Raw genomic sequence first — 16,170 nt, forward strand, 5'->3', positions numbered from 1 at the left:
ACCGCAGGGCCTCAGTGGCGTACCTTCACCTTGCTCAGCGCGGCCACACCGATGGCGGCGAGGGCGATCTGGATGAGCCACTCGATCCAGTCGATGCCCTTGGTATCGGCGACATTCAGGCCGGCGGCTACGGCGGTGCCGATGAGCGCGGCGACGATACCGATCAGGATCGTCCACAGGATGCCGATGCGCTGCCGGCCGGGGACCACGAGCCGGCCCAGGACACCTATCACGATGCCGATGATGATCGCACTGAACAAGCCTGCGATATGCATGAGTTCCCTCACCCGATGAGTAGTTGGTGGCTCACGGCTGCCCGCCGCAGACGGCTGTACGCCAACCCTTTGGCCATCGCCTCGAACGGTGTGCGACTCCAGGACTACGAGACCCGCGGCCACTGCAGGTGCCGGACTGCGTGTGGGCAGACGGCGAGACTTCAAATTCAAGGGATACAGGGCGAATCCTGGCCCATTGCTCCCCGACGTTGCCGCTGCCTTCAAGCGAGTGCTGACCACCACCGGCGGAGGAATCGGTACGCCGCTTGAGGCATGCGCGATCCGCGAGAGCGGATGCCCTCGCCTGCGCGATCAGCGATAGGCCTGCAGATCGGCCTGTGGGGCGGCTGCACGTGACGCAACTCTTCACGGGCCGGGGTGACGCAAAAGATCGGGGGCCCCTCCCCTGTCAAGGTGGGCACGCGGTTATTGATCACGTGGCGAGCATGAAGTCCCGCGGCACCCACTCGCGCTGGATGCCACAGGACTCCCTTCGGAAACGGATCAAGGTCGGAAGCGGTGTCTACATCGCGGCGGCCGTCAGCCTCCCACCCGAGCAGCCCGGGTGCGCCAGGAGCAGGGCCTGGCGGCCGGCAGTCAGTCGCCGCACTCGTGTGTGGATCTCCCGGCGGTGACCGGCACTTTGGCGCGCAGCTTCACCACGTTGCAGAGCCGCCCAACTGACGGACTACGCCGCCAGGTTGGCATGACCTCACCGTCGAAACCCATAGAGTCCAGCCGATATCGGTGCAGCAGGGACGCGAGACACGACATCACCGGAGGCCCGCACCCGTAGTGCCCTCGCAGACCGTTGACGGCTCGTCGTTGGCTGCCTACCGTCCAAGCGCAGCGATGCCGAACAAAGTTCGAAATATCGATCGAAAGAAGGTCCAGATGGACGGCATGGAAAGGTCACGGCGGTCGCTGTCCGCGCTCGGGCTGCCGGAGCGGGACCTCGGGGAACTGCCCGACTCGGACAAGCGCTTCCCGGACGGCGGGCAGTACCGGGTGGAGATTCCGTCGGTCGAGGGCCCAGGGCCGTTCCAGGCGGTGATGGACGAGGCCGAGCGGCACGGGATCCGGCTACACCGCATCAGCCAGGGCAGCGGCATGATGCTCCTCGCCGACTCGGAGATCGAGCAGATGGTGGCACTCGGCCGCGAACACGACGTGGAGGTCTGCCTCTTCGTCGGACCACGCGGCGGCTGGGACATCGGCATCCAGGCCGCGTCCGCCGCGGGTGGCGGTGCGGCGGCGGTGCTGCGCGGCGCCGACCAGCTCGCATACGGGGTCGAGGACGTCATCCGGGGCTGCGACCTCGGCGTGCGCAGCGTGCTCGTGGCCGACATCGGCCAGCTGTGGGTCCTCGGTCGCATGCGGCAGGCCGGCGACCTGCCGCCGGACCTGGGGATCAAGGCGTCGATATCGATGCCGACGGCCAATCCCGCGGCGGCACGGGTCCTTGAGGACCTCGGGGTCACCACGATCAACCTGCCGATCGATCTCACCCTCGCCCAGATGGCGGCGATCCGGAGCGCGGTCGACGTACCTCTGGACGTCTATGTGGAGAGCGCCGACGAATTCGGCGGCGTGGTCCGGTACTACGAGATACCGGCCCTCGTGCGCGTGGCGGCTCCTGTCCACCTCAAGTTCACGGTACGGAACGCGCCGTCGCTGTATCCCTCCGGAGCGCACCTTGCCGACGTGGCCGTGGCGACCGCACGCGAGCGCGTACGGCGGGCGGCGATCGGTCTTTCCGTGCTCCGCCGGCACTATCCGGAGGCCAAGGCCAGCCCCTGACCGATGACGGCGTAGGCGCCGAAGTGGGTAGGGCGGGGCAAGCGATCTACGTACAAATCTTGGCGAAACCGTAGCCCGCTCAGGGCCTTGACGACCTATCAGGCCAGTTCTACGTTCAGCCCCACCAAACATGCCGAACGCCGTTCGAAATATCGGGCAGCATGGGCCGAGCGCGCCGGAGTGATCATGAAGAAGATCGATCCGCAGGTGGAAGAGGCCGTCGACACGCTCAGCCTGAACGGGCTGGCCAGGCGACGGCTGCTGAGCGGCGCCGGAATGGTGAGCGCCTCGGCTGCGGCGGCGGCCTTGTTGTCCGCCTGCTCAGCCGGCAACAAGAGCAACGACAACAAGTCGGGCGACGGTGTCGGCGACTTCCCGAAGACACCGAAGTGGAGGTTCGTGTTCGTCAATCACGTCACGACGAACCCGTTCTTCACTCCGACGCAATACGGCGCGGCGGACGCCTGCGCGCTCCTGAACGCCTCGTTCCAGTGGACCGGTTCGAAGGACTCGAGCGTCCCGGAAATGGTCAGTGCCATGAGCTCGGCCGTCTCCGCGAAGGCCGACGGCATCGCGATAGCGGTCGTCGACAAGAACGCCTTCACGTCGCCCGTCGACAAAGCCCTGAACGCCGGAATCCCGACCCTCTCGTACAACGCGGACGGGGCGAAAGGGGATCCGGGGACGAGCCGGCTCTGTTACGTCGGGCAGGACCTCTACCAGTCCGGGGTCGAGCTGGGCCGCCGCATCTCCACGCTGATGCCTTCCGGCGGGGACGCGGTCGGGTTCATCGCCACCCCGGGCGCACTCAACATCCAGCCGCGCATCGACGGGGCCACCGACGCCATCAAGGCATCCGGCAAGTCGATCAACTTCAAGTCGGTCGCCAGCGGCGCGGAGCTTCCTCAGGAGCTGTCGACCATCGACGCGTATGTCAGCGGACACAAAGGCCTCAAGGGCCTGTTCGCGGTCGACGCCGGCTCGACGGAGAGCGTCGGCAAGGTCGTGAAGAAGTACGGCCTCAAGAAGAAGGGCGTGGTCGCGGGCGGCTTCGACCTGAACCCGAACACCCTCACCGCGATCAAAGCGGGTGACCTCGACTTCACCATCGACCAACAACCTTATCTGCAGGGCTTTTTGAGCGTGCTCTACCTGTGGATGTACAAGCTGTCCGGCGGACTGGTGATCCCGAGTGTCACCGACACCGGCCTGCTCTTCGTGACCAAGGACAACGTCGACCCCTATCTGCAGACCACGACCCGCTACGAGGGCTCCAGCACGAAGCAGCAGCTGGTCAAGCGCTCCGGCGCCATCGCACACGCATGAGCGAGCGGACCGTGCAGGACGCGACCGGCGCGAAGACCACCACGGCCGGCACCCCGCCGGCGAGGCGGCACGGCCCGCTGCGCCTGGCCTTCGAGGCGTTCGTCATCCGCCGCGAGGCGACCATCTTCATCGTCGCGGTGGGCCTGCTGCTGTACTTCTGGTCCAACAACTCGGACTTCCTGGCCCGCAACAACCTGGTCAACCTCTCCCAGCAGACGGCACCGTACGCGATCATCGCGGCGGGCATGGTGCTGCTGCTGGTCAGCGGGGAGATCGATCTGTCGGTGGGCGCCGTCTTCGCGCTGTCGCCGTTCCTGATGCACTACATGATCGACTACTACGGCACGTACCCGATCGTCGCGATCATCGGCTCGATACTGGCCGGCGCCGTCATCGGTCTCGTCAACGGCTTCGTGGTGGTCGTGCTCAAGGTGCCGTCGTTCGTCGCCACGCTCGGCATGCTCTTCCTGATCCTGGGCATCATGCTGACCACGTCGCACGCGTACCCGGCGCAGATCCCCGAGGCGGCACACGGGGTGCGTGGCTGGTTCGGGCAGTCGGACTGGTCGGAACTGATCTGGTGCCTGATCATCATCGCGTACTTCCACGTGGTACTCACTCGTTCGCGCTGGGGCCTGTACACCATCGCCACCGGCGGCAACCCGCTCGGCGCGAGCGAGGCCGGCATCAGGACCGGCCGCATCAAGTTCGGCAACTTCATGGCCACCAGCGCCCTCGGGGCCTTCGCCGGCATCCTCGAGGCCTTCCGCGTCGACTCGATCGACCCGACCGCTGCGGGTGCGGATGGCGCCTCCCCGATGTTCACCGCCGTCTCCGCCGCGGTCATCGGCGGTACGGCGCTGGCCGGCGGCTCGGGGACGGTCGTCGGAGCGCTGCTCGGCGCGCTCGTCCTCGCGGAACTGCGCAACGGGTTCAACCTCATCGGCATCAACGCCAACCCGTTCAACATCATCCTCGGTGCGGCGATCATCCTCTCCATGGTGCTCAACGTGTACCTGACCAGACTGCGAAGGGCAGGCCGCCGATGAGCGCGATGACCGGGCCGACGCCGACACCGGCGCTCTCCGTGGAGCACGTGGCCAAGGGCTTCGGCGCGGTCACCGCGCTGCGGGATGTGAACCTGCGCCTGAACAAGGGGGAGGTGCTCGCCCTTGTCGGTGACAACGGTGCTGGAAAGTCAACCCTGTTGAAGATCCTCTGCGGCTTCCACCGGCCCGACGCCGGCCGCATCCTCCTGAGCGGCGAGGAGGTGACGCTCAAGTCGGTCGACCATGCCCGCTCGCTCGGCATCGACGCGGTGTACCAGGACCTGGCGCTGGTGAACGAGCTGACGGTCTATCACAACATGTTCCTGAACCGGGAGATGATCCACCGCATCCGGCTGCTGCACAACCGCGCGATGCGCAAGATCGCCCAGGAGCACCTGGCCGAGATGGGGGTGAACATCCCGTCGGTCGACGTCGAGGTCGCCAAGCTCTCCGGCGGCCAGCGCCAGGCCATCGCCGTGGCCCGCTCGGTCTATTCCGAGGCCAGGATCCTCCTTCTCGACGAGCCCCTGGCCGCGATGGGCGCCAAGGAAGGCGCGCTCATCCTCGACCTGGTCAACGACCTCAAGGCCCGCGGCGAGGTCTCCGTCATCATCATCGCCCACAACTACGCCCAGGTCTTCGAGGTCTGCGACCGGGTCAACCTGCTTCAGCACGGCGAAATCACCTTCGACAAGCGCACGTCGCAAACGTCGGTGGCCGAGCTGACCGACCTGGTGGTCGAGGAGTACCGGAGGTCACGGACCCAATAGGCGCCTTCGGGCACAGCCACCCCGCGGCAAGTGCGCCTCAGGACTGACGGGGAACTGGCGGCCACCGAGCCAGGACCCCGGCATCCTTCGCGGTCAACCGCTGCGGGATCGATGGAGACTTGGGCCCCTACCGAGTTGTGCGGAGTCGGGACAAGCGAAGGAAACCTCAAGGCAACCCTGCCGCAGAGTCGTTGCTTACTCACTGAGCCGCACAGAGGCGATGGCAGAGCCGACCTGCCGCCGCACCCCCCATGAGCGGGGCGATGACGAGCACCAAGCCCAAAACTCCAGCGAAAGCGACTGCAAACACGTTCGATGAGTGGACATCGGGATCGCTGAAGACCGTGAGGTCGAGACTCCAAAGGCACGGCCCCGCAGCGCAACACGTTGCCAGTAGCCCCCAGGCGCGAGCCCGCCCGAGGAGCGCCCCCAACAACAAAGACGGTACAAATCCGCAGATCAGCATGCTCAGGAAGGAGCTAACACCCGTCATGTCCAGGATGCCCACGGTCTCTGGCAGCCACGGACTGACAGCAACCGCCGTCGCCCACAGCAGGCACATGGGCAGGAGCCCCGCGGATCCTCCTGCAGTCGTCGCCCACTGACGCGCCGGCTCGTGGTTCATGTGGTTCATCGTCGCCCCCCTCAGAGCAGTTGAGTCCGATGCTCTCATCAAATTTGAACACGTTCAACTATCGACGCCTACGTCCCTCCGCCCTGCGGCGACACCCTCGACATCCGCCCCTCCATGCTTTGGCACGATCACGTTCGCCGAACATGCGAGGCCCGCAGAACTCAGCCATGGATGCGGGATGAAGACGCTTGGAGCTGAGATGTCCCACCAGCGGTCGTCACGCACTGAATCCGAGTGGGGCGCGTGTCCGGGCGGCACCCGAGCGCGCCGCTGGTCCCGGGAGGGGCTGACAACAGCCGGCCGGCCGCCGACAGCGAGCACGGCCTCGGCGAAGAGCGAGTCCGTGCCCCTGGCGAGACAGGAGATCCCGACCGGTTCCCCGCCGGGGGCGTAGCGCCGCAGCAGTTGGTCCGGGGCGGTGCGCACCGCGGCGGAGGTCTTTGCCGTCAGGTCGATGTGCCCGGTCACCGCGTTGGCCGGCATGGAGCGCCCCGCGCGCATCAGACGTGGTGACGCTCGCCTTCGTCGAGGCCAGAGCGGTTTCTCGAACGGAATGTGCGGCGGTAGGTGTCGGGAGGCACGCCGACTGTGCGGTTGAAGTGCCGGCGCAGCGTCGTGGCGGTGCCCATGCCGGTGGCCGCTGCGATGGTGTCGATGCTTTCGTCGGTGATCTCCAGCAGCTCTTGGGCGCGGCGGATTCGTTGGGTCAGCAGCCATTGCAAGGGGGTGGTGCCGGTCGCGACCTTGAAGTGGCGGCCGAGGTTGCGCGAGCTCATCCGCACCTGGCGGGCCAGGTCCTCAACGGTCAGCGGCTGGTCCAGCCGTTCGAGCACCCAGGGGAACAGTTGGGCGAGGGGGTGGTGGTTCGGGGCGGGGACCGGGGTGGTGACGAACTGGGCCTGTCCGCCGTCCCGTTGTGGTGGCACGACCAGGCGGCGGGCGACCGCGTTGGCGATCGACGAGCCGTGGTCGAGGCGGACGAGGTGCAGGCACAGGTCCATGGCGGCGGCTTTGCCTGCGGAGGTGAGCACGCTGCCGTTGTCCACGTAAAGGACGTCCGGGTCCACCTCGACCTGTGGGTAGCGGGCGGCCAGGGCTTGGGTGTGCGCCCAATGTGTGGTCGCCCGGCGCCCGTCGAGCAGGCCGGCGGCGGCCAGTACGAAGGCCCCCGTGCACAGGGAGACCACGCGTGCCCCTGCCTCGTGGGCGGCGCGCACCGCGTCGACGAGGTCGGCGGGCGGGGCCTCGTCGACGTCGGCCAAGGCCGGAACGATCACGGTGTCGGCCTGCGGGAGCCGGTCGAAGCCGTGGTCGGGTTCGAGCAGGAACCGGCCGGCCCGCACCGGGCCTGGCCCGCAGACGACGACGCCGTACCAAGGGCCCGCCACTCCGGCCGGGGCAGCGTCGAAGACCTCGTACGCCAGGGCCAGCTCGAAGTGGAGCATCCCGTCGGTAACGGCCAGCGCGACAGTGTCCATGTCCGGAATTGTATGGGGCGTGGCGTTCCAGACACTCGTGTGGGGCCAGCCGTCCTGTCAGGGTGATCGCGACGGGTCTGAGCGGATCACTCGAAAAGGAAACATCCATGACGGCGGGTCTCAAGGTCGCGGTGTACGGCGCGTACGGGCACACCGGGCGCTTTGTGGTGGCAGAGCTGCTGGATCGCGGGTTCGTCCCGGTTCTCTCCGGCCGCGACGCCGACAAGTTGAAGGTGCTGGCGGAGTTGGAATCCGGAGTGGACGCCCGCCCGGCGTCGGTCACCGACCCGGTCTCCCTCGACCGCGCACTGGCCGGCGCTGCGGCCGTGATCAACTGCGCCGGCCCCTTCGCCACGACGGCGGCCCCCGTGATCGAGGCGGCACTGCGCGCCGGTATCCCCTATGTGGATGTGGCGGCCGAGATCGAGGCCAACGTCGATACGTTCACCAACTTCACGGACCGTGCCCGCGCCTCGAAGACGGTGATCGTCCCCGCCATGGCCTTCTACGGCGGCCTCGGCGATCTGCTGGCCACCGCTGCCATGGGCGACTGGACGGCGGCCGACGAGGCGCACATCGCGTACGGGCTGAGCGGTTGGCACCCCACCGCAGGCACACGTAGCGCGGGAGCGGTCTCCCGTGAGCGGCGGGACGGCCGAAGCGTTCGCTACCGGAATGGCCGCCTGCAGTACCACCAGGACGACCTGCCGTCCGTGCAGTGGCCCTTCCCCGAACCGCTGGGCTCCCGCGCTGTCATCGGGGATTTCACGATGGCCGACGTCGTCACGCTTCCCAGCCACCTGACCATCCCCGAAGTACGCACCTACATGTCTCTCGAGGCAGCCAGGGACATGGCGGCCTCGGACACACCGGAACCCGCCGCAGTCGACGAGCGCGGGCGGTCCGCGCAGACCTTCCTCGCCGATGTGATCGTGCGCTCCGGCAGCAGCGAACGGCGCGCCGTGGCGAGGGGGCAGGACATCTACGCCGTCACGGCGCCGCTCGTTGTGGAAGCGGTTGACCGCATCCTCACGGGACGGACCAGAACGGTCGGTGTCGCTTCCGCCGGTGCGATCTTCGACGCGCCCGACTTCCTCCGTGCGCTGTCCCCGCACATTGCCGTGGAGCTGTGCCGGTAGCAGGCAGGCCGTTCTTCCGGCAGGCCAGGCCTCGGCTCGGGCGCCCTTCTCGCTTGATCAATTCACTGTGCCTTGCCCGGCAGCTTCCGTAGGGTTTCTGCATGACGGATGAGAGCGAGCGGGCCGTGCAGGCGGCCATCGATGGGGAGATGCGGCTTCTCGATCCCGAGGTTCGCGCTTCACCGGACCGGGTCCTGGAGCTCTTGGACCCGGACTGGACCGAGATCGGGGCTTCTGGGCGCCGGTGGGATATGACGTCAGTGCTCACGGTGACGAGCAGCGGCTCGGTATCCGCGGAGTCTCCGGTCAAGGTCAGTGAGATGTCCGGAGTCGTCCTTGCTCCTGGGGTCGTTCATCTCACGTACTTCGCCGACAACCAAGGCCGTCGGGCATGGCGGAGCTCGTTGTGGCGTCTGACGGAGACGGGCTGGCGGATGTATTTCCATCAGGGCACTTTGACCGCTTGAGCGAGTGAACCCACCGCCCGCAGGGGCGGCGATAGCCCAGCCGACCGAGGCATCGTCTTCACCAAGGCGGGCGCATTGCCAAGTCGCCCGCCCGTGGCGCTTCGCGCGCCACTACCCCAGGTCGGGCCCGCGTGTGCAGTGCAGCTTGCGGGTCCCGTTGCCGGCGCGTTTGGCGGGAGATGACGGACGATCAGTGGCGCCACGGCACGATCGACTTCCCCTTGAACCGCACCGACCCTGATGGGGCGACAGGTCTGTTCCGACTAATGCCGTCACGACGGGCACGCCGTCCTCGTCGGTGAACGCAGCCTCCTCGACCAAGGGCTTGAAGACGTCCGGAACATCGTCGATCACTGCCGGCCTGGGCTTTCCGTCGTGGCCATATGGGCTCATCGGCGATTCGTGGCCGAAGCCGCGGACATAGACCCCGGCCGCCGAGAACACGATGGAATACTCGTCTCCCGACCCGTTGCGCATCGAGGCCATTTCCTCGCCTTCAGCCCAAGTGGCGTTGAAGGGGTAGTACCGGCTTTCCCAGTCCGGGCTCAGGATCGCGTCGAGCATCGCAAGCGAGCGGCACAGGTCCCGCAGCTCGGCGATGGTGGGAAGCCGTCTGGCTACGTCATAGACAGTCACGGGCTCATCCAACCGGATCCCTCTGACACCAGCCCCGCCCCCTGCCAGACGTCACGGTCAGTGGCAGCTCCAGAGCCGGACGGGTCTACACGCGGTAGTTGAATAGGCGCCCGCGGCCACCAGTACCGGGGCCGCAGAGCCCCGTGGGTTCACGGAAACCGATGTCTCGTCCGTGCGAAGCCAAGGATCCACCGGCGTGCTTCAGGTCAGTGGATCCGTGGGTTCGGGGGTAGCACGACGATGCTGAGTGAGCCGAAGAGCCTCGGCCACAACGTCGGCGTCGACCTGTGCCGGTGTCCTGTCGCCGTACTCGAGGATGTCGTACTCGTCGTCCAGGTTGGCGAGTCGTTCGGCCAGGGGCAGTTCGTGGCCGAAGCGCTGGTGGATCCGGAAAACCAGGTCGCGTGGCGTCAACTCGCCGGCCAGCATTCGTGCGGCGAGTGCTCGTGCGGCGGCTTCCTGTCCGGCAAGGCTGCCCACTGGGTAGAAGGTGAGGCCCAGTTCGTCGAGTGCTTGGGGAAGGAGATCGGGGACGTCGTAGTTCGCCTCTGCGCGTGTGCACGCGGCCAGCATCCGCAGGGCGGGACTGTCGAGGCCGGCGACGAGCGCATCACAGGCCGCAGTGACGACATCGGTTGCACAGATCTCGCCCATGCTCCGGAGGACGGCATGGTCCTGTAGGGCGAGTGCTGCTGCTTCGGTCGACATCACACGTCCATGATTCCCTTCATGGTGCGCCGCGGTCGAGCCGGTTTCATCGAAGGTGCGTTCAGCGGCTTGTTCCAGCAGGGCTCGTGCGGAGTCCGCGAAGCACATCGAACCGATGGTCTACTGCCCGGGGCCGGCCCGCCACCGGGGGTGATCCAGACACCCAGCATCGCGGTCGCCAGGACGGTGGTCACTGACGTTTCTCGACAACACCCGGTGCGGGACCGCGAAGCCGAGCCCTGCGCGGCGCTGCGCGGCGCGCTGACATGGATGCCCTCGGCATGCGCTGGTAGCGCGATTGGTAAGACATAGCGTCTACGGCATCGCCCCCTCCGCAAGGAGGAGGCCATGCCTTGATCCTCCTGGGTTCCCAGTGCCAGATCGATCCCGTGGCCGATCTGCGGCAGCAACACCCGGCCATAGCCTCGGGATGCGAACCGGCCATACGTGAACTGTGGGTGAGCTGTTCGCGTACCCGGGACGCCAGCACGATGGTGCGGCAAGCGGCACGACGTGCACTCCAAAGCCGACCGCCCTGAACGGCAGTCCTAGTGACCGACGAGAGGCTCGGCTCGAGCTCCAGCAGCCGAACTCCTGGCCCATCATCGATCAAGGAGTACCAATGCACCTACGCAAGCGAGCAGTTGCCGCCGTGTTCGTGGCCACCGCAGCCTTCACCACCCTCGCCCCCCAGGCCATGGCCGCCCCCATGCCCTGGGAAACCAGCAAGACGCCCACCATCACCCACCACACCACTCCCACGCCAGCCAGCGACCATGGCACTCTCACCGTCCGGTGCGGGTCCCCCTGCTACCAATAGGCGGCCGCTGGGGCCTACGAGCCCGGAGCCCGGGAAATCGGCAATGTCCGCCCTGCGGCGGCCGGCGAGCTGCCCGGTCAGGTACCGCAGAGTGCGACTGGACAGGTCGATCGACGACGGGCAAACAAGGACGCAAAGCTCCTGGCATTACGGGTGATCTTGGTTGAGAACCCGTCTACCAGGAGCTTCGCCGCTTCGCTGAACCGTCCAACTGTGCCGAGGCCCGATAGTTGTCACCGGCGGAGCCGAAAGGGCTGGCAGAAGGGCCGGGCCGAAGCAGCCTGGTTGTCACCTGGAAGGCAGGCTACTTGTCACAGACGCCCGGTGCCTTTCGATCCCTCACCTCGTGGTCCGCCGGCGGCTCGGGCTCGACGGCCGTAGCGAGATAGCGTGACGGCGCTGGTCACGAGGAAGTGCATGCGCCATCTCCCCGGGGCGGCGCGAACCGGAAGCGCGTCACCAGGGCACCTCTCCCTCGTCGTCGAAGAAGCGGCCCGTGGGCCCGTCGGCCGATACGGTGGCCAGCCGGATCGCGGCGGCTGCGCCCTGCTGGGGGGTGCGCACTCCCCGGAAGCCGTTGAGGTCGGTCGCCGTGAAGCCGGGGCAGACGGCGTTGATCAGGATGTGGGTGTCGGCCAGTTCCTTGGCGTACTGCACGGTGACGGCGTTGAGGAACGTCTTCGACGGAGCGTAGGCGATGGCGATGGGGCCCGTCTCGGCTCCAGGCGTGGTCTGGAGTGTGAGGGAGCCGACGCTGCTGGAGACGTTCACAATCCGCGGCGACGGCGAGCGGCGCAGCAGAGGAAGCAGGGCGTTGGTGACGCGGATGACGCCGATCACGTTGGTCTCCACGGCCGCCCGTACCCGGTTCACGTCGACCGTGGTGGGCTCCTGCGGTCCGCCGCCGGTGATCCCCGCATTGTTGACGAGCGCGTCGAGCCGCCCGGCCCGCTCCTCCATCAGCCGAGCCGCCGCTGTCACGCTGGCGTCGTCGGTCACATCCAGCGGCACGCCGAACGCGTCGGCTCCGGCCGCGCGCAGCTTGTCCACAGCGGCCTCGCGCCGCTGCTCGTTCCGCGCGCCGATTCCGACGGACCAGCCGAGGGCGCCGAGCCCGGCGGCGATCTCGTACCCGATGCCCTTGTTGGCCCCGGTCACCAGCGCGACCTTGTGGTGGTTCACGGTGTTCGTCTCACTCATGACATCGATACTTCTCCCCCGCCGGGCAGGGCGTCCAAGACCGACTGGGTGGCCGGCGATACCGCCCGGGTATTGCTCCTGGCCGTCCCGGTTAGGCTGGCGGGGTGGAGACACGTGAGCTGCGGTACTTCGTCGCGGTCGCCGAAGAGCTGCACTTCGGCCGGGCCGCGCAGCGGCTCGGGATCGCCCAACCCCCGCTGTCGCGGGCGATCGGCGCGCTCGAACGGCGCCTGGGCACCCTCCTGCTGGAGCGCGGCAGCCGGGGTGTCGCCCTGACCGGGGCAGGGGCGGTGCTGCTGCGGGAGGCGCGGGCGGCGCTGGACGCCGTCGAGGCCGCCGAACGGCGCACCCGCCGGGCCGCCCTCGCGGCGACCGGCCGCCCCGCCGTGGTCCTGGCCGCGAAGGCGGGCGCCTCCGGTGAACTGCTGGCGAAACTCCTCGACGCCTACGCCGCCGAGCCCGGCGCCGTCGCCGTGGACGTCGTGCTGTGCGGGCCGGGCGAGCAGGCACGGTTGCTGCACGACGGCCGGGCCGACGTAGCCCTGCTGCATCGGCCATTCGACGACACGGCCGGCTTCGACACCGAGGACCTGCACTCCGAGGGGCAGGTCGCGATCCTCCCGGCGGGCCACCCTCTCAGCGCCCGCCCCCACGTGCGGCTCGCCGAGGTCACCGAGCTTCCCGACCTGCCCCTGCCCCGCTGGCCTCGCCCTGACGGCACCTTCCCGGACGGCCCCGGACCGCAGGTACGCGACCACACGCAACTCACCCAGCTCATCGCCCTCGGCCGCGCCTGCGCGGTCGTGCCGGAGTCGGGCCGCACCGGCCTGCGCGAGGACCTCACCGCCGTACCGGTCCCCGACGCCCCCCACGTCACCACGGTCATCGCCTGGCCCCCACACAGCCGCTCCACGGCGGTCGCGGGGCTGGTCCGCGCCGCCACTGCCCTGTGACCGACGGCGGTGAACGCCGGGACACCGTGCTGGATTTCGGGGACGGCGTCCGGTCTGCCATCAGCTCCCGACACATCGTGCGGTACGAGGTGACTGGCCTGCACCGGCGTTGCCGGAACCAGGCCCCTGGCACAGCCAGACTCCGACGCGAAGTGACAACAAGCCTGCCGTGGTGACACCTATCGCGCCTCGGCTCACAACACGCGGGCACATCGGCAGGTTGGAAAGGACGCAATAACGTCGCGGATAGACGATCACGGTCATCATCCCGGGACGCATACACGCGGCTCTCAAGGCCGCTCTGGCACCGGAGAACGAACGCCCAACCAGACCCCTGGTCGAGCATCACAATCCGGCCGGGGACGGGCAATTGGATGAGGGACAAGCTCTGCGACCGTCCTCAGGCGCGAGGGCGGTCAGTGGTGCCGAACGCCGTCGTGCCGCAGCTGGTGGCAGCCAGGAACTCGGCGTCGAGGATCACGCTCAGTCCGTGCATACTGGCGATCACGAGTACGGATCGGTTCGATCGTGACAAATCCCTGTCCGTGTAGCCCGTTGAAGCCGGCACGCGGGATGGCTGTCACGCGACAGGAGGACTACTGAATGGCTCATGACGGCAACGGCCAAGGTGATTACGCGAATTCGGATCCTGCATCACCGGGTGAGCCGCGCCTGCGGCACATGACCGCCTCGACGCCGACGGCTCGAACTCAGAACCTGCGCGTGCTCGAGGGCCGCTTCGTTCTCCAGCGGGTGTCCGACATCCACGCGGTCGCCGCCGATTCCAACCTGCTCGCACTCGTGCTCGGTCCGGACGGGGGCGCGGCGATGCTCCGCGACGACACGGCCGGAGACGGATGGGCAGCGCTGTGGAACGGCGATGACGCGCACGACCCGGAAGCGACGGGGATGCTCAGCGCCATCGTCGCCCCGCTCGCCGCCGGCGAACTCCCGGTCTGGACCGCCGCGAGCTACGACGGCGACCTCGTGCTCGTCCCGGCCGACCAGCTTGACGAAGCCGTAGCCGTACTGCGCCGAGCCGGCCACCAGGTGGCCGTGTAACTGAGCCGCGGCAGAAGAAGCGTTGAAGCCATCACGCAGCGGCCACGTACCAACCAACGGTCTGAGCCTCTATCACGAGGTGCAGGAGAACTCGGCCCCCGCTTAACGGACGCGAGCGACTACGACAACACGTGCTCTGGGATCTCGTTGATCGGTTTGGCAACGGCCCGGAGTCGCCGGGCCAGCAGGCCCGCCATCACCGCCCCGCCATGTCAGGTGGCAGCCGGATCGGCTCTGCGACGGCACTGCGCGACGGTGCGTCGCACGGTGCGGTCGCAGCGGCCTGCGCGAACGAGCGGACCAGCGGATTCGTGTCGCCTTCGTTCCCAGGACCCCGCCGTCCTCGCCAAGCTGCGCAGCCTCGAGGTCGGCCAGACCCCGCCCGGCGGCTGGTCCGCATACCTGCGACCCGCCGGCCGGACCAAGAGCACCGCAGGAAGACCCATCTAAGAAGCCGCCTCTCTTGGTGTCGTGGAGCCGTCAAGGGCGCGTGGAAAAGCTTGTCGATCACCTCGTTCCAGATGAGTTGTGGGAGCTGCTTCGGCGGGTGGTCCCTCCGACGGTCGTGCATCGGCCCCCGGGGGGCGGGCGACTGTGAGGTGTTGGCGGCGAGCGTGTTCTTTGCCGCTTCTGGCTGCACCTGGCGTCGGCTCCCACCGGTTTTCGGCGCGCGCTGGCAGACGGTCTACCGCCGGTTTACACAATGGAGCCGGGAGCGGGTGTGGGCTCGGTTGTACCGCGTCGTCCTGGACGAACTCGGCGCCCGAGGCGAGTTGGACTGGTCGCTGTGCGCCATCGACTCGGTGAGCATCCGTGCCCTCAAAGGGCGCCATTGACGGGACCGAACGCGGCAAGAACGGGTCGAAGATTCATCTGATCTGCGAACGCAACGGCCTGTCGATCTCGGTCGCCATCTCCGGTGCCAACCTGCACGACAGCCAGGCCCTGGATCCCTTGGTGCCGGCCATTCCACACGTTCGCTTCCGTAGCGGACCGCGCCGCCGTCGGCCCGCCGAACGGGACGGCGACAAGGACTACGACCGACTACGCCCACCTGTGGAGTGGCTGCGGGCACGTGGCATCGTCCCGAGAATCGCTCGCCGCGGGGTGGAGAGTCCGTCTCGCCTGGGTCGTCACCGCTGGGTGCTCAAGCGGACGATGTCATGGTTGCCGGGGTGTCGCCGGCCGTCCCGGCGCTACGAGCGCAAGTCCGTGCACTTCATGGGCTTCGTGGGGATCGCGGTGATGTTCATCTGCCTCCGGCGCCTGGGTGTCACCCCCGGCCGGTAGCGTCTGTCAGGTGACCGATGATGTCGTTGTCTGGAACCGGCTCGCCACCTTGCTGCCGGGGACCGAGGCCCAGGAGATCAAGGACTGCTGGGACATCGGCGAGCAGGAAGCGGGACTTGGCCTGCTCGTCTCCGGGCTCCTCGCCCACCAGGTGCCGGTCAGTGAAACGGTCAGAGCAGAGATCTCTGTGCTTGCTGAGGTCTGGGGCGAGAGGGAGTCGCTCACTCCCCGGATCCTTCAATGCCGTGGCGACGACACGCCGGCCCAGCTGAAGCTGATCGAACACGCCGACGACATCGTCAACGAATCGGCGGGCGGGGCCGACCCGGACGCGGCCAACCTCCTGGTGCCGTGGATCGCCTGCACGAGATGCGGCCATGCCCTGATGCGAGTCCACACCCGAGAATGCTGGGGAGATCTCTCCTGCCTCGCCGCGAACTACGTGATCACGTCGCCGGAGCGCGACGCCGTCCTGCGGATGTTCCCCGCTGGCTCCGCCAGGGCAGCCTTCGCGACCCTCCTGGCTGAGTGCGCAGTGCCGACGAGCGATCGCTGATTCGGGA

General features: G+C 67.8%; 15 protein-coding genes and 1 pseudogene. 11 read left to right on the forward strand and 5 right to left on the reverse strand.

Annotation, left to right across the window (positions count from 1 at the left end):
* Positions 1 to 11 precede the first annotated feature (11 nt).
* Entirely contained in the window at positions 12 to 275 is a 264-nt protein-coding gene (locus tag ACIBN2_RS28240) for a GlsB/YeaQ/YmgE family stress response membrane protein (protein WP_399138383.1), read from the reverse strand.
* An 894-nt stretch (positions 276 to 1,169) separates the two neighbouring features.
* Here ACIBN2_RS28240 and ACIBN2_RS28245 point away from each other — a divergent pair.
* The 4 genes from ACIBN2_RS28245 (at position 1,170) to ACIBN2_RS28260 (ending at position 5,220) form a co-directional block, all read left to right on the forward strand.
* Positions 1,170 to 2,075 (forward strand): U32 family peptidase, encoded by a 906-nt coding sequence (locus tag ACIBN2_RS28245; RefSeq protein WP_399138385.1) that lies wholly within the window; start codon positions 1,170 to 1,172, stop codon positions 2,073 to 2,075.
* 186 nt (positions 2,076 to 2,261) lie between these two features.
* Positions 2,262 to 3,401 carry a sugar ABC transporter substrate-binding protein gene (locus ACIBN2_RS28250; protein ID WP_399138387.1) on the forward strand — a complete coding sequence of 380 codons (1,140 nt, stop codon included), beginning with the start codon at positions 2,262 to 2,264 and terminating at the stop codon, positions 3,399 to 3,401.
* The gene (locus ACIBN2_RS28255; protein ID WP_399138389.1) at positions 3,398 to 4,450 is read left to right on the forward strand and encodes an ABC transporter permease; all 1,053 of its coding nucleotides are present in this window, start codon (positions 3,398 to 3,400) and stop codon (positions 4,448 to 4,450) included. Before ACIBN2_RS28250 ends, ACIBN2_RS28255 begins: the two co-directional genes overlap by 4 nt.
* Positions 4,447 to 5,220, forward strand: coding sequence for an ATP-binding cassette domain-containing protein (locus ACIBN2_RS28260; RefSeq protein ID WP_399138391.1), 774 nt, complete (start codon positions 4,447 to 4,449; stop codon positions 5,218 to 5,220). Before ACIBN2_RS28255 ends, ACIBN2_RS28260 begins: the two co-directional genes overlap by 4 nt.
* 1,134 nt (positions 5,221 to 6,354) lie before the next feature.
* Here the strand turns inward: ACIBN2_RS28260 and ACIBN2_RS28265 are convergent.
* Positions 6,355 to 7,332, reverse strand: a complete 978-nt coding sequence (locus tag ACIBN2_RS28265) for a helix-turn-helix domain-containing protein (protein ID WP_399138394.1) — start codon at positions 7,330 to 7,332, stop codon at positions 6,355 to 6,357.
* 107 nt (positions 7,333 to 7,439) lie between these two features.
* Between ACIBN2_RS28265 and ACIBN2_RS28270 the strand changes: the two genes are divergently transcribed.
* Both ACIBN2_RS28270 and ACIBN2_RS28275 read left to right on the forward strand, forming a co-directional pair.
* The gene (locus ACIBN2_RS28270; RefSeq protein WP_399138395.1) at positions 7,440 to 8,471 is read left to right on the forward strand and encodes a saccharopine dehydrogenase family protein; all 1,032 of its coding nucleotides are present in this window, start codon (positions 7,440 to 7,442) and stop codon (positions 8,469 to 8,471) included.
* Positions 8,472 to 8,572: 101 nt separating this feature from the next.
* Entirely contained in the window at positions 8,573 to 8,938 is a 366-nt protein-coding gene (locus ACIBN2_RS28275; protein WP_399138397.1) for a DUF4440 domain-containing protein, read from the forward strand.
* A 111-nt stretch (positions 8,939 to 9,049) separates the two neighbouring features.
* On the opposite strand, the gene ACIBN2_RS28280 is transcribed toward ACIBN2_RS28275, so the two are convergent.
* Together ACIBN2_RS28280 and ACIBN2_RS28285 are read right to left on the reverse strand one after the other, a co-directional pair.
* Entirely contained in the window at positions 9,050 to 9,574 is a 525-nt protein-coding gene (locus ACIBN2_RS28280; protein ID WP_399138399.1) for a hypothetical protein, read from the reverse strand.
* Between the two features lie 201 nt (positions 9,575 to 9,775).
* Entirely contained in the window at positions 9,776 to 10,390 is a 615-nt protein-coding gene (locus ACIBN2_RS28285) for a hypothetical protein (RefSeq protein WP_399138401.1), read from the reverse strand.
* Positions 10,391 to 10,904: 514 nt separating this feature from the next.
* Between ACIBN2_RS28285 and ACIBN2_RS28290 the strand changes: the two genes are divergently transcribed.
* The gene (locus ACIBN2_RS28290; protein WP_399138403.1) at positions 10,905 to 11,102 is read left to right on the forward strand and encodes a hypothetical protein; all 198 of its coding nucleotides are present in this window, start codon (positions 10,905 to 10,907) and stop codon (positions 11,100 to 11,102) included.
* Between the two features lie 456 nt (positions 11,103 to 11,558).
* On the opposite strand, the gene ACIBN2_RS28295 is transcribed toward ACIBN2_RS28290, so the two are convergent.
* Positions 11,559 to 12,302, reverse strand: coding sequence for an SDR family oxidoreductase (locus tag ACIBN2_RS28295; RefSeq protein ID WP_399138405.1), 744 nt, complete (start codon positions 12,300 to 12,302; stop codon positions 11,559 to 11,561).
* A gap of 104 nt (positions 12,303 to 12,406) precedes the next feature.
* Here ACIBN2_RS28295 and ACIBN2_RS28300 point away from each other — a divergent pair, with 104 nt between their 5' ends.
* The 4 genes and pseudogenes from ACIBN2_RS28300 (at position 12,407) to ACIBN2_RS28315 (ending at position 16,163) form a co-directional block, all read left to right on the forward strand.
* Positions 12,407 to 13,255, forward strand: a complete 849-nt coding sequence (locus ACIBN2_RS28300; protein WP_399138406.1) for a LysR family transcriptional regulator — start codon at positions 12,407 to 12,409, stop codon at positions 13,253 to 13,255.
* Between the two features lie 681 nt (positions 13,256 to 13,936).
* Positions 13,937 to 14,317 (forward strand): ACT domain-containing protein, encoded by a 381-nt coding sequence (locus tag ACIBN2_RS28305; RefSeq protein ID WP_399138408.1) that lies wholly within the window; start codon positions 13,937 to 13,939, stop codon positions 14,315 to 14,317.
* A gap of 466 nt (positions 14,318 to 14,783) precedes the next feature.
* Positions 14,784 to 15,607, forward strand: a pseudogene (locus tag ACIBN2_RS28310) (IS5 family transposase).
* Positions 15,608 to 15,617: 10 nt separating this feature from the next.
* A complete protein-coding gene (locus ACIBN2_RS28315; protein WP_399138409.1) occupies positions 15,618 to 16,163 on the forward strand; it encodes a hypothetical protein in 546 nt (181 codons plus the stop codon).
* Positions 16,164 to 16,170: the final 7 nt, after the last annotated feature.

The sequence above is a fragment of the Streptomyces sp. NPDC050534 genome, from assembly GCF_044457745.1.
Taxonomy (GTDB): Bacteria; Actinomycetota; Actinomycetes; order Streptomycetales; family Streptomycetaceae; genus Streptomyces.